This is a genomic window from Peribacillus sp. NJ4 (genome assembly GCF_030348345.1).
Taxonomy (GTDB): Bacteria; Bacillota; Bacilli; order Bacillales; family DSM-1321; genus Peribacillus.
Genome location: NZ_JAUCFQ010000001.1, coordinates 1,299,215 through 1,313,540, shown reverse-complemented (window position 1 = coordinate 1,313,540; position 14,326 = coordinate 1,299,215). Strand labels below are relative to the sequence as shown.

General features: G+C 43.8%; 12 protein-coding genes. 5 read left to right on the top strand and 7 right to left on the bottom strand.

Annotated features, from left to right (window positions below; translation table 11 throughout):
- Positions 1-117 precede the first annotated feature (117 nt).
- Both gucD and kdgD read right to left on the bottom strand, forming a co-directional pair.
- Positions 118-1,581, bottom strand: a complete 1,464-nt coding sequence (gene gucD, locus QUF94_RS06565; protein WP_289315142.1) for an alpha-ketoglutaric semialdehyde dehydrogenase GucD — start codon at positions 1,579-1,581, stop codon at positions 118-120.
- A gap of 17 nt (positions 1,582-1,598) precedes the next feature.
- Positions 1,599-2,531, bottom strand: a complete 933-nt coding sequence (gene kdgD / locus QUF94_RS06560; protein ID WP_289315141.1) for a 5-dehydro-4-deoxyglucarate dehydratase — start codon at positions 2,529-2,531, stop codon at positions 1,599-1,601.
- Positions 2,532-2,842: 311 nt separating this feature from the next.
- On the opposite strand from kdgD, the gene QUF94_RS06555 reads away from it, so the two are divergent.
- The 3 genes from QUF94_RS06555 to QUF94_RS06545 all read left to right on the top strand — a co-directional run bounded on the left by QUF94_RS06555 (position 2,843) and on the right by QUF94_RS06545 (position 6,446).
- Entirely contained in the window at positions 2,843-4,204 is a 1,362-nt protein-coding gene (locus tag QUF94_RS06555) for an MFS transporter (protein WP_289315140.1), read from the top strand.
- A gap of 31 nt (positions 4,205-4,235) precedes the next feature.
- On the top strand, positions 4,236-5,594 hold the full coding sequence (gene gudD, locus QUF94_RS06550; RefSeq protein ID WP_289315139.1) for a glucarate dehydratase: 1,359 nt from the start codon (positions 4,236-4,238) through the stop codon (positions 5,592-5,594).
- Positions 5,595-5,744: 150 nt separating this feature from the next.
- Positions 5,745-6,446, top strand: a complete 702-nt coding sequence (locus QUF94_RS06545) for a FadR/GntR family transcriptional regulator (RefSeq protein ID WP_289315138.1) — start codon at positions 5,745-5,747, stop codon at positions 6,444-6,446.
- Positions 6,447-6,519: 73 nt separating this feature from the next.
- Here QUF94_RS06545 and QUF94_RS06540 read toward each other — a convergent pair whose 3' ends face one another.
- Complete coding sequence (locus QUF94_RS06540) at positions 6,520-6,660, bottom strand: hypothetical protein (RefSeq protein WP_289315137.1); 141 nt, start codon at positions 6,658-6,660, stop codon at positions 6,520-6,522.
- Positions 6,661-6,833: 173 nt separating this feature from the next.
- Positions 6,834-7,592: an SDR family oxidoreductase gene (locus QUF94_RS06535; RefSeq protein ID WP_289315136.1), complete on the bottom strand. Its 759-nt coding sequence runs from the start codon at positions 7,590-7,592 to the stop codon at positions 6,834-6,836.
- 189 nt (positions 7,593-7,781) lie between these two features.
- On the opposite strand from QUF94_RS06535, the gene QUF94_RS06530 reads away from it, so the two are divergent.
- Complete coding sequence (locus QUF94_RS06530; protein ID WP_289315135.1) at positions 7,782-8,408, top strand: TetR/AcrR family transcriptional regulator; 627 nt, start codon at positions 7,782-7,784, stop codon at positions 8,406-8,408.
- A gap of 89 nt (positions 8,409-8,497) precedes the next feature.
- On the opposite strand, the gene QUF94_RS06525 is transcribed toward QUF94_RS06530, so the two are convergent.
- Positions 8,498-9,187 (bottom strand): alpha/beta fold hydrolase, encoded by a 690-nt coding sequence (locus QUF94_RS06525; protein WP_289315134.1) that lies wholly within the window; start codon positions 9,185-9,187, stop codon positions 8,498-8,500.
- A 214-nt stretch (positions 9,188-9,401) separates the two neighbouring features.
- Positions 9,402-10,304 (bottom strand): LysR family transcriptional regulator, encoded by a 903-nt coding sequence (locus QUF94_RS06520; protein ID WP_289315133.1) that lies wholly within the window; start codon positions 10,302-10,304, stop codon positions 9,402-9,404.
- Between the two features lie 122 nt (positions 10,305-10,426).
- Between QUF94_RS06520 and QUF94_RS06515 the strand changes: the two genes are divergently transcribed.
- Entirely contained in the window at positions 10,427-12,430 is a 2,004-nt protein-coding gene (locus tag QUF94_RS06515) for a YhgE/Pip domain-containing protein (RefSeq protein WP_289315132.1), read from the top strand.
- A 271-nt stretch (positions 12,431-12,701) separates the two neighbouring features.
- On the opposite strand, the gene QUF94_RS06510 is transcribed toward QUF94_RS06515, so the two are convergent.
- Entirely contained in the window at positions 12,702-14,150 is a 1,449-nt protein-coding gene (locus QUF94_RS06510) for a DHA2 family efflux MFS transporter permease subunit (protein WP_289318302.1), read from the bottom strand.
- Positions 14,151-14,326: the final 176 nt, after the last annotated feature.

Genomic DNA, 14,326 nt, shown 5'->3' with positions numbered 1-14,326 from the left:
TTCACCACTCCCTTCATTATAAGAAAGCTAACAAAGATTCACGGGCCAGTTATCATTTCATTTCCGATATAATATCAGTTTAATAAAATGGTAACACACACACTTCTTCTTTTCCCCTTATTTGACAAACACCGTTTTAATCGATGTAAAAAACTCTTTTGCCGCTTCCCCTTGTTCCCTGGAGTGGGAGCTGGAGTTTTTCATGCCACCAAATGGCGCCTGCAATTCAACGCCTGCGCTTTCCGCGTTGACCCTGATCAATCCCGCTTCCATATCGTTAACAAATGAGAGCAAATGTTTAATATTGGCTGTAAAAATCGAAGCACTAAGGCCGTATTCCACGCTGTTCGCAAGTTGCAGCGCTTCTTCCACTGAATCAGCTTTCAATAAGGCAATCACCGGACCAAAAATTTCTTCCTGTACAATTGCCATATCTGACGTGCAGTTATCAAAAATCGTCGGCTCTACATAAAAGCCATTTGCCTGAGGGCCTTCTTCAGCACGCTTTCCGCCAATTAGAAGAGTAGCGCCTTCTTCCACTCCTTTTTCGATATAGGAAAGTACCGTATTTAATTGATTTTCGCTAGCACATGGCCCCATCCATGTCCCGCTGTCCAATCCATCCCCGATGGAAATGCCTTTCGTTTCTTCCACCAGCTTCCGCTTGAACTCTTCATAGACTTCAGCAGCAACAATCACACGGCTTGTCGCTGTACACTTTTGCCCCGTTGAACGAAACGCACCTGTAATGACTGCTTCCACAGCCAGATCAAGATCCGCATCCGCCGCTACGATTACCGGGTTTTTCCCACCCATTTCAAGCTGGTATTTCGCTCCACGTGCTAACGCCGCTTGTCCAATCCTTTTACCAACGCCGTTTGAGCCGGTAAAGGTAATCCCGTTAACATCTTCGTGATCGGCGATGCCCTGCCCGATGACACTGCCAGGCCCTGTGACCATATTGATTACACCCGTCGGTAAACCGGCTTCTTCAAAGCACTCCATAATCTTCGCACAAGTGATGGCCGTCTCGGTTGCGGGCTTCACCACAATCGTATTCCCATATACAAGAGCAGGGGCCATCTTCCAGATTGGGATGGCGATTGGAAAGTTCCAAGGTGTAATGACACCCACTACACCAAGCGGGACGCGTGTCGTGAACATAAGCGCTGAACTGTCCGTAGACGGAATGACATCTCCCACTTTACGCATTCCTTCTCCTGCATAGTATTTCAGGATCGCAATGCCGCGTGCCGTTTCCCCTTTTGTTTCAGCAAAGGTCTTTCCCATTTCCCGTGTTGCACATTCAGCAATTTCATCAATCCGCTTTTCAAGAACTTGAGCTACTTTATATAGATACTCCCCGCGCTCAGATCCAGCTAGTTTGCGCCACGTATCTTTTGCCTTTTTTGCAGCTTCCACAGCCAGGTTCAAGTCATCCTTTGTAGATTTCTGTACATATCCGACAATGGCCTGTTTATCTGCCGGGTTTAAACTTTTTTCAACTTCATTTGAAATGGAAGCAACCCATTCACCATTAATATAATTTAGATACGTTTTTGTTTGAACTGTAGTTATCATATATAATCCCGCCTTTATTAGATTGATTGGATGGTTGTTTCTTTTGGAAAACGATCTAAGGCATTCTCTAATATCGTTTGCATTTCTGCATAATGTTCTTTTTCAACCGGAAGAATCGGTAACCGGACTGTTTGCCCAACCGGCATTCCCATGATCTCCATACCTGCTTTAATGAGAGAAACGGCATACCCTTTTCGCTGACGGCGAATGTTGTTGATTGGCATGATGACCTGTTGGTAAATTTCATTGACCGTTTCTTGATCTCCACTCAAAATACCATTATAGAATTTTCGTGAGATGTGCGGGATGTAATTGGATATCGCAGATGAGTATGAGTCAAAGCCAAGTGGAACATAGGCCGACATGGTAACTTCCGCAAGCGGCATTCCGTTCAGCCAGCCGAAACGTTTTCCGAAGGTTTGTGTAAGCAGTCCATTCAACTCCATATTGCCTAGACCATCTTTGACGCCGACCACCTGAGGGACCTCCGCAAGCGCTTCCAAAGTTGAAATTGAAAGGGAAACATTATCACGCTGATATACAATCGAATTTAAGTCTGTACTCTCTGCGATGGCTTTGAAATAAGCCGCTAGACCTGCCTGTTCTCCAGTAACGAGATATGGTGGCAATATTAAATAACCATCCGCCCCTCTATCTGCTGATATTCTGGCAAGTTCCAGGGAAGTTTGAATATTCCCCCCTACCCCTGTGTAGACAGGTACTTTTCCACCCGTGACGGATACGGCCACATCCACCATCACTTCATATTCCTCTTTACTTAATGATGGATACTCTGCTGCCGCACATGCCACGAAAATGGCCTCGAGGCCTTCATCTAATAAAAATTGGATATTTTGGGCGAGTGCTTGTTCATCAAGCTTATTACTCGTCGTGAATGGAGCCACAGGAAAACCTAGGATCCCTTTAGGTGCTTTGCGAATCTTATTCATTATCGATTCCTCCTTGTGTATTATTGTTTTATTGTAAGACAAATACACCAAATGGTCAATTGTATATTTTTTATTTTCTGAAAAATGCAAAATCAAATCAAACCTCAATAATTTCGCTTCTAATATATACAAAAAAAATAGATAATTAAGGAGCTAAAATGTAAAAACGAATTTACAAAAAACACATTGACAAACAATTTCATTTGTCTTACCATTGGACAAAACTAAATAGTTAGAATTTTCGCAAAGGGGGAAGCAACTACATTGTAAGCGGTATCAAGAAAATAAAATAAGTTTAAGGAAGTGAGTATATGAACGCTGAAGAAAAAGTTTTTCAAGCTTCTCCTATACTGCCAAGTGCACAGAAAAAAACACGCACACGATGGTTCATTGTCTTTATGCTCTTTATGGTCACCGCCCTGAATTATGCGGATCGTGCGACGCTATCAATCGCGGGTACGGACATGTCTGGTCAGCTTGGTCTCGATTCAGTCATGATGGGCTATGTTTTCTCCGCTTTCGCTTGGTCTTATGTAGCTGGACAAATTCCAGGTGGATGGCTTTTAGACCGTTTTGGCTCAAAAAGAGTTTACTTTTGGAGTATCATGCTATGGTCTACCTTTACGCTTTTACAAGGATTCCTCGGATTTTTCGGTTCTGCCGGAACAGCGGTCATGGTATTGTTCGGACTCCGTTTTTTAGTTGGATTGGCAGAAGCCCCTTCCTTCCCGGCCAACAGCCGAATCGTTGCTACCTGGTTCCCAAGCCATGAACGCGGAACCGCGGCTGCCACGTTCAATTCCGCCCAGTATTTTGCAACTGTTCTCTTTGCACCGATCATGGGTTACATTACGTATAAATTTGGTTGGGAATACGTCTTCTTCTTTATGGGCGCTTTAGGAATCGTCGTTGCTTTCATCTGGCTGAAAACGATTTATAGCCCAAAGGAACATCCGCGTATCAACAAAGCTGAGCTTGAATATATCGAAGCAGGCGGCGCATTGATCAATATGGATCAAACCAATACAAATAAAGATGAAAAGAAAGGCGTCAACTGGAATCATATTAAGCAGCTTTTATCGAACCGTATGCTGCTGGGTGTTTATCTCGGACAATATTGCATTACAACGTTAACGTACTTTTTCCTGACATGGTTTCCTGTGTACCTTGTGCAAGAAAGAGGCATGACCATTCTTGAAGTTGGATTCGTCGCTTCCCTTCCAGCCATTTGTGGATTCTTTGGCGGCATTCTCGGAGGGACATTCTCGGATTTCTTGTTACGGAAGGGATTCTCATTGACTGTCGCCCGAAAAGTGCCAATTGTTGTTGGGATGATTCTATCGATGAGCTTGGTAGCTGCAAACTATGTAGATACGGAATGGGTAGTTATTTTCGTTATGGCGCTTGCGTTTTTCGGTAAAGGATTTGGGGCACTCGGCTGGGCGGTAGTGGCCGATACCTCACCAAAAGAAATGTCCGGTGTTAGCGGGGGGCTTTTCAACACATTCGGTAACATTGCAGGCATTACAACACCGATTATCATCGGATATATCATTGCCACGACAGGGTCATTCAATGGGGCGCTAGTCTTCGTATGTGCTAATGCTCTTGTCGCGATATTAAGTTATTTATTCCTAGTTGGTGAAATTAAACGTGTCGAGTTAAAATCATAGTCAACTAAATATTCTAGTAGGGGGAAAAATTATGAACAATCAATTGCTTAAGGATAATGTAAAAATCGGCACACCGGTCATTTCAGAAATGAGCGTCATTCCAGTTGCGGGCCATGACGGCATGCTTATGAACTTGAGCGGTGCCCATGCTCCTTATTTCACCCGGAACATTGTCATTCTAAAAGACAATGCGGGTAATACGGGGGTAGGTGAAGTTCCTGGAGGCGAAAAAATTCGCCAGACACTCGAAGATGCCAAACAATTGGTTGTCGGCCAGTCCATCGGGACATACAACAACATTCTAAATACCATCCGTAAGCAATTTGCGGACCGGGATGCAGGAGGGCGCGGCCTTCAAACGTTTGATCTCCGTATTGCCATACATGCCGTAACAGCATTGGAAGCGGCACTTCTCGATTTAGTTGGCCAATACTTGGGCGTTCCAGTCGCAGCCCTTCTCGGCGAAGGACAGCAACGGGATAAGGTAGAAATGCTGGGCTACTTATTTTATGTAGGTGACCGTAATAAAACAGATCTTGGTTATTTAAGCGAACCTGAAGCGGAAGATGACTGGATCCGCCTCCGTCATGAGGAAGCACTGACACCAGAATCGATTGTCCGCTTGGCAGAAGCTGCCCACACTCGCTATGGATTCAATGATTTTAAATTGAAAGGCGGGGTTTTGCGCGGGGAAGAAGAAATCGAAGCGGTGACGGCACTTGCGGAACGCTTCCCTGAAGCCAGGATCACCCTTGATCCAAATGGCGGCTGGCTGCTGGAGGATGCGATTAAGCTTTGCAGGGATCAGCATCATGTTCTAGCTTATGCGGAAGATCCATGCGGAGCGGAAAACGGTTTTTCCGCCCGGGAGATCATGACGGAATTCAGGCGCGCAACGGGTCTTCCCACCGCAACGAATATGATTGCAACGGACTGGAGGCAAATGGGGCATTCCATTCAACTTCAATCCGTGGACATCCCTCTTGCCGATCCGCATTTTTGGACGATGCAAGGCTCCGTCCGTGTCGCTCAAATGTGCAACGAATGGGGATTGACATGGGGATCCCACTCCAATAATCACTTTGACATTTCACTTGCCATGTTTACACACGTTGCAGCAGCAGCGCCAGGCAAAATCACTGCGATCGATACCCATTGGATTTGGCAGGATGGTCAACGCTTAACAAAAGAACCTTTTAAAATTGTCGGCGGAATGGTGGATGTTCCTTCCAAACCCGGACTTGGAATTGAATTGGATATGGAACAAATCGAGAAGGCGCATCAGCTTTATAAACAAAAAGGGCTTGGTGCCCGTGATGATTCAATCGCTATGCAATACCTGGTCTCCAGATGGAAGTTCAATCCAAAATTACCTTGCCTTGTCAGATGATTTTTTAAAGGAATGCATGCGTCACTCTCTTAAGAGCGGCGCATTTTACTTTTTTTGGACATAGGTCTACATGCAAATAAGTTTATTATATTATATAATTAGTCTTACAGTAGGGTTACATATAGGAAGTCACAGAAAAGGGGTTACATAATGGAAGAATCGTCAAAGAAATTAGGCGTACAATCGGTACATCGCAACACTCTTTCACAACAAGTAGTGGATCAAATTGTGCATCTGCTCGTCACTGGACAAATGAAAGCGGGTGACAAACTGCCTCCTGAAATGGAACTTATGAAAGAACTTGAAGTAAGCCGGCCGGTTTTACGGGAAGCGCTCAGTGCACTTGACACACTGGGTGTCATAACACGGAAAACGCGTGAAGGAACCTTTTTTAACGATAAAATCGGAACTCATCCATTCTCTGTCATGCTGGCGCTGGCTACCGATAATTTACCAGCAATCATCGAAGCACGAATGGCATTGGAATTGGGATTGGTAACAATGGCTGCCGAGAAGATCACCGACGAACAACTTGAGAAATTACAAGTTACGATCGACACGATTGCCAATAGTGAAGACAACGATTATGGAGAGGCTGATAAAGAATTCCACAAAATCATTGCTTTAAGCGCGAACAATCCCATTATCGAAGGGATGATCGATTCCTTATTGATTACCCATAATAAAATAAACAGCCTGATTCAATTCAGGGAACGGGAATTGACTGTAAAATATCATAAAGCAATCTATGCGGCACTTGCAGCACATGATCCCCATGAAGCATTCAACCAAATGTACAAGCACCTTGATTACGTTCGTCAGAAAGTCCTTCAATATTCTCACGCAAAATAATATATCGTTTGTGAGGACGCAGCAAACTGATGGATCACTCAATGATCCAATTTAATAGGGAAAGTGGATTTTTTCAGGGAACCAATTTTGCTTCCAAGATTTCAGAGTTCAACTCATCTTTTAAATCCAATTGATAGCATAATTCTTTTTGAGAAAAACTGGATAGTAGTTGAACTATCCAGCCCCCACTTATCCAGTTCGATTGAAATGACAATGTCAGGACTCCCGAATGAAGTCGAAACCTTCCTCTTGCAAATTGTCTAACTAACCAAAATCCCCATCCAATGAACCTGCCAATGACCCACTCAAAAAAATGCATCCCTGCTTATTGGCAGGAATGCATGTATAGTCTCCTAGTTTTTGACCATCCTCTTTTTAATATACGGCTTAATAAGCACTCCAGCCAGCATCTGCCGTGATGACAGTACCATTAACAAAACTGGAATCGTCAGAAGCAAGGAACAAAGCCACTTTAGCGATTTCTTCAGGTTTGCCATTGCGTGGATTGATAGCCATACCCAGTTGTTGGCGGGATGCGCCAAACTTATTGATATTCGTCATGCTAGAACCAATATTGGTTTCAACTCCACCTGGTGCTATTGCATTGCAGCGAATGCCTTTATCTGCATACATGAAGCCCGTGTTTTTTGTGAACCCGACCACTGCGTGTTTTGAGGCAGTATATGCTGCGCCTGCTCGAGCACCATATAAACCGCCAGCAGAAGCAATATTTATGATGACCCCTTTTTGTTTTTCTAAAAAGATTGGTAAAACCTTTCTAGTCGAACGCATGACGCTTGTCGTGTTAATTGCAAAAATCCGATCCCATCCAGAATCCTCTATATCCCCGGCAGGTTCCATGCCATCCATGATACCCGCATTATTCACCAAAATATCAACCGTACCATACGTACTGACCGTGGTATCGATCAAATGTTGAATATCTTCTTCTACCGCTACGTTCGTTTTAATGGCAAATGCCATTCCGCCATTCGCTTTTATTTCTTCTACCGTTGCATTCGCACCATCGAGATTTAAATCCGATACGACGACTTTAGCACCTTCTCTAGCATAATCTATAGCAATTTGTTTCCCCATGCCTGATGCTGCGCCAGTCACTACTGCAACCTTGTCTTGTAATTTCATTCAAACTCCCCCATTCATTCTAGTGAAGCGATACTTATTGTACAGATGTTCATTAACTACCTTCCCTTATAGTATAATTAGTTTCAGCAGGCTTATACAATCAGCAAATGATGACCTCGATGTTGAACAATGAACAGAAAGAGTTATATTGTTTATCAAAAGTACAATAACGAACAAAGGGTGAAGAAAATGTCTAATAATAACACTGGGATTGATAGAAGGATCAGGAAATCCAAAAAGGCTTTAAAAGAATCCCTCATATCATTAATGCAAAATAAGGATTTCAGGGAGATATCGATCACTGACATTGTAGGAATCGCCGATCTTAATCGGGGTACATTTTATAAACACTATCAGTACAAAGAGGAACTGCTTGAAGAGGTCATGGAGGATGTCATAGCTGATTTGATCATATCTTACCGGGAACCTTATAAAGATGTGGATACTTTCACCATCAATGAACTGACGGCTTCCGTCATCAAAATATTTGAACACGTAGCTAACTATGCAAACATTTATACCCTCATTCTAAAGTCGAATGCATGGCCAAAATTACTAGAAAGGATTTGTAATGAATTAAAGAAACTCCCTTTAGAGGACCTAGAAGATTATCGGCCGAACCCAAAGATCAATACAGAACTTGCCTCCAGTTACCAAGCTTACGCGGTTTTAGGCATGATAATCGAATGGGTCAACACTGGATTTAAATACAGCGCTGACTATATGGCTGAACAGCTTCTGGAAATCATTAATAATAAGCCGGTAAACGCCGTTTATAAAATAAACCAAACATTGAAAGATTCCAGGCAAAAATAAGAGGGCAGCATTGGCAGCCCTCCCTCAAAATGCTATTTGGATGGAATTTAATCATTTATCTATTAAAAGGGCCTTATAAGTAGGTGGATTCACGAAATAAGAAAACTTCTCACGGCAGCTAAGAAAGCTGGTAAATTATCATCATGCACAAAGTGCCCGGCGTCCTCAATCGTCACCAATTCACAATTCGGAATAAGCTCGGAAACTTCCTGTAATTTGTTTTGGGGAATATGACTCGCCCCACCGCCAATAACAAGAGTTGGCATGGTAATCTCCGTAAGACGCGTCCACCATTCGGGATTGGGTTCATTCAGTTGCTGTAGAATCGAAGGCACCAAGTGCCAATCAAACGGCAGGGGGTCAGAAGGTCTGGAAGGAAATTCGATTGGTTTATCCGAAAAAGGAGGAGGCGTGTCTTCGACAATCAACCTTTCTATCCTCGAAGGATAAGTTTGAGAGAAAAGATAGGAAACCGTTCCCCCCATGGAATGACCCATTAACGAAAACCTTCCCAAATTCATAGCATCCGCAAAATGAAGCAAATCATCGCACATCAATTCAAAACTGTATGTATCAGTTCTCGAACTCCCACCGTGACCCCGTTGATCTAAAGCTAATACGCGATAATTTTCCCCTAATACGGCAGCCGCTTGATCCCATGATTCTGCACTTTTCCCCAGCGCGTGAAGGGCGACAAGCGGTGGTGCGGAACGTTCCCCACTCTCCCGATATTGAAAAGTGAGGCCATTCAACTCAATTTGATTAACCCGTACTTCCATCTCCATTCATCTCCTAGGATCGGATTTGTCATTTTGAACCCGATCTATTTAATAAAAACCTCCTAAAATACTATGTTCACTATAATTAAATTATACTTTTTATGCTTCACCCATTTATTCGACCTAGATCCACTAATTTCGGCCTTCATCCCTTCTATTCCGGCCCTCATCCGATTAATTCGACCTTCGAACGGTCAATCCTGCCTCTGTCCCATTATTTATCCATCAGCCTAGCAGAGTTGACAGCAGCGAAGTAATCCATGACAAATAAACGAAATTGCTTGGCTACTGGTGTGAAGTAGCGTTTTTCTGACCAGCCGAGCCCAATGGTTCTTTGACAGGCAGGCTCGGTTATCCGGATTTTATGGGATAATGATCCGGTCTGGTGGAGCCATGTCAATTCGGATACGAAGGCGACGCCCAATCCTTTCCTGACAAGGTCCGAGATGACAGCAGGTTCATCTCCTTCGAATGCGATGTGCTGGACAAATCCAGCTTCGAGGCAAAATTGGTCGGTTAGGTTTCGAAATCCGAAGCCTGTGTTCATACTTATGAATGGTTCATCTTTCACTTCATGGAGTTGAATGCTTTCCCTGCCTGCCAGCCGGTGATTGGGGGGCACGATCAGATATATTTCTTCGGTAATCAGCGGTTCCCACTTTAATTCGGGGCCTTCAATTGGAACGGATGATATGCAATAATCGATTTCCCCTTCAATTAGTAGCTGTTTCATGGATGATATGGATTTTAGGAATTGTTGAAAACGGACATCCGGGTATTGAGATAAAAATGTACCCAATAGATCAGGCAGGACCCTGGGAATGGTAACGGCCAAGGTGATGTTCTTTTGGTCTTGATCTGTTAATTCCTCTATTTCGCGCCTTCCTTCTTTCAGTTCCGCGAAAGCCCGTTCGACCCGGTTCAAGAATATTCTTCCGGCTGCATTGAGCCTGATTTTCCTGTGTTCCCTATCGAAGAGTGCGACTCCCAAATCCTCTTCTAGGCGGGATATGGTTTTACTGAGGGATGGCTGTGCAATCTGAAGCTGTTCTGCAGCCTTCGTCATATGTTCCAGTCGTGCTACGGTTTGAAAGTACTTCAGCTGTAAAATTTCCATTTTCCCACTCTTTTCACATAGATTTAAATCTATTATTACATAATCATTTATGTATTATACAGTATTTTAAAAAGCCTTTATGATGAAATAATCTCATTTAGTTAGAAAGGGCAGGCTCTATAATGAATGGTTTACAACTTGTACTTCATGATATAACAGCAATGTGGAAACATAAACACGGGAGAATCGCGTTGATTTTCCTTTTGGTCGTTCCGTTGATTTACTCAGGTTTCTTCTTGGCAGGATATTGGAACCCTTATGGAAAGTTGGATCAGCTCCCGGTAGCGGTGGTCAATCTCGATAATGGTTCGGAAATGGACGATAGGCCAATCGAGGCTGGAGATGATTTCGTTAAACAATTGAAGAAGCAGAAAGAATTGGACTTTCACTTTGTTTCGGCAGAGGAGGCTAACACAGGCCTTGAAGAAGGTGCCTATTATATGGTTGTCACGATTCCGGATGATTTTTCGGAAAATGTCACGACACTAATGGATGAAAAACCGAAAACGGCCAAACTTTTATATACGGTCAATCCAGGTAAGAACTTCGTTGCCTCACAGATCAGCACAACTGCTGTTGAAAAGATGACTGCAAAAATCAACGCAAGCATTACAAAGGTATATTCGGAAGGCATCCTTTCGAAATTCCAGGACGTTTCTAAAGGCTTGGCGGATGCCGGGGATGGAGCGGAAGAGATTCATCTTGGAACGGCGGATGCGAAAAGCGGCAGTGAGAAATTGACTGATGGCATTCAGGATTTGAATGATGGTGCCCAGAAGCTGCAATCAGGCAGCACCAAGCTCTTGAATGGACAAGAAGCCTTGGCTGATGGTGCGGAAGGATTAACATCAGGTTCCCAGAACTTGTATTCCGGCATGAAGCAGCTAACGGATGGACATCGCTCATTGGAAAATGGGATGAATGAAGTAAGTCAGGGTGTTGAGAACTGGGCAGCCGGAAATGCAAAATTGATGCAGGGGCAAGAACAGGCTGCCGATACAGCGAATACTCTTAAGAGACAATTGGATGCCTATATCAAAAGTCATCCCGATGCAATGAAAGATCAAGACTTCAAGCAAATCCTTGCCCTATCGGAAGGCTTATCAAAAGCAGCCACCACTTTAAATGCCGGACAAAAGCAATTGGGCGAAGGTGCAGCTAAAGTGGCAGATGGCCAAGGCACCATTCAATCGGGAATGAAAACCTTTGGTGATAAAATGGCACAAGCTACCTCGGGTGCTAAGCAATTGAACGAGGGGTCTGAAGAATTCGGGAATGGATTCTCTAAATGGACTAATGGTTTTTCCACTTTAAATACCGGAATCGATTCACTAGCTGACGGCAGCAGCCGACTAGCCAGCGGATCGACGGAACTTCAAGACGGACTGGCTTCATTGGAAACGGGTTCAAACAAGTTATCTTCCAAGCTAAATGAAGCTGCGGATAAAACGGCCAGTCTTCAGTACGACGATTCGACCACCTCGATGTTCTCTGAACCCGTGCAATTGGTCCAATCCAACCTGTCGGAAGTTCCTAACTATGGAACCGGGATTGCCCCTTACTTTCTGTCATTGGCCTTTTATGTAGGCGGCATCATGGCTTCCAATATCTTGCCGCTTGGCCGCAGGCAGAATCTTAAGGTTACCGGAACCGTCCATTTCACGAATAAACTGGGGCTGGTATATGTAATCGGCATGATTCAGGCACTTCTAGTGGATGCAGTCGTACTGCTTGGATTCCATTTACATGTGGCCAGTATCCCTGTATTCATTCTATCAAGCATCATCGTTTCATTTACCTTCATGACGTTCATTCTTATGTTGGTTACCGTATTCGGAGTGATCGGCAAATTCGCGGCCGTGACCCTTCTCGTATTCCAATTGGCTACCTGCGGCGGAACATTCCCAGGCGAACTGGGCATGTCGCTATTGACGAAAATCGGTCAATTTTTGCCAATGGCCCACTCACTAAAGGAGCTTCAAGAGGTCATCTCATTAGGCGGCTGGGAAAACTTGCGAACGCAGATTTGGATCCTACTTGCCTATCTCGTTTCTGCAGCGATCATTGGCTGGATAGCGAGTCATATCCAGCATGCAAAGGCGACTTCAGAGGAAGTGACATCCTGATGTAAAAGAGCGCATTGCCAATGGCACTGCGCTTTTTTGCATACATAAAGTCAGAAGTGAACTCACGGAAAAAACATACTAACGGATGAGGCTTATGGATCGTTGGTCGAATTAAATTGGGTGTAGGACGAATTATCCCGTTCTAGGTCGAATTATTTCCATCCCGGGATTTAAATTGGGTGATAAACCAAACTAAATCGGCTGAAGTTTAAACAAAGCCCCTATGCTGCCTGAGTATTCAGGTGACATAGAGGCTTTTTGCTTGTTTCCTTTAAGCGGTTTGATCTTCTTTCACAGCTGGTTTTTCTTCAGCCGGCCATGCACGCTTAATGAATAATGTCAGAATCAGTGCCACAGCAGCAATGAAGGTAGATACAAAGAAGGAGAAGTTAATTCCATCGAGCATCGCCTGCATCCCGATTTGGGCCTGCATTTGTTCCATCATCTCAGCAGTGGGCTGGCTTGTTAATTTGCTCATCGCTTTGGTCATTAAACTCTCACCAGAAGATGCTGCATGGTTAGACATGACCGTAACGAGCAATGCCGTTCCGATAGCGCCTGAAATCTGGTTCAGCGTGTTATTCATGGCTGTACCATGCGGGTTCATACGGGCTGGCAGCGAGTTCAATCCATTTGTCATGATCGGCATCATGGCCATGGACAAACCGAATAAACGGACGGAATACAGAATCACAATATGTGTATAAGAAGTATCCATTGATAATTTACTGAAGAAATACGTCGTCACCACAGTAATAAACAAACCGGTTGAAGCAAGTATGCGCGCACCGAATTTATCGAAGAGCTTACCGGTAATCGGTGACATGAGGGCCATCAATAGTGCACCGGGCAGCATCAATAATCCTGAATCGAATGGTGAAATGCCACGGACCGTTTGTGTATACATCGGCATTAAGATCATCGCCGAGAACATGGCCATATTCAACACGATTGAAATCGTTGCGGATAAAGCGAACATCGGATGTTTGAAAATCTTGAATTCAAGCATTGGCGTTTCCATTTTAAGCTGGCGTGTAATGAAAAGGATCAGGGAAATGGCACCGACAATCAATGTTCCATATACCCAAGGGCTATCCCACCCCTTGCTGCCTGCGGAACTGAATCCATAAAGCAAGCCGCCAAAGCCTAAGCTTGAAAGAACGACCGATAATTTATCAATTTTAATATCGACTTTTTCCTTTTTGTCTTTAAGTTTAAAGAAGCCGAGAATAAGCACTAGTAAAGCTAGCGGAGTAATGAAATGGAATAGCATTCTCCAATCATAATGTTCGATGATCCATCCTGAAAGCGTCGGCCCGATTGCAGGGGCAAACATCATGACTAAACCGAATAATCCCATTGCCGAGCCCCGTTTTTCAACAGGGAATGCAGTTAAAAGCACGTTCATTAATAACGGCATCATAATTGCAGAACCTGCAGCCTGAACCATACGTGCGCTCAATAATAACGGGAATGCATGCGCAACACCTGCAACGATCGTCCCGATTGAGAATAGGAGCATGGCTGTCAGGAACAGATTACGCACCGAATATTTTCTTATTAAGAAAGCTGTTGTCGGAATCAAGATTCCGTTCACTAGCATGTAGCCCGTCGTCAACCATTGTACTGTGGAAGTCTCAATCCCCAGGTCTATTTTGATTGATGGCAGTGCAATATTCAAAAGGGTTGAATTCAGTATCGATATAAACGCCCCGACCATCAGTATGATCAAAATGCCATACGAACCCTTTTTTTCAGTAGTTTGTGCAGTACTCACTTTTTATCTATTCCTCCATTCAAACTATTGGTTCATTTAATTGTACGAGAGGTATAACCCAATCTCATAAAATCAATAATATACCCCTAGTTCATTTTTTGCAATAAATATTTACTGGT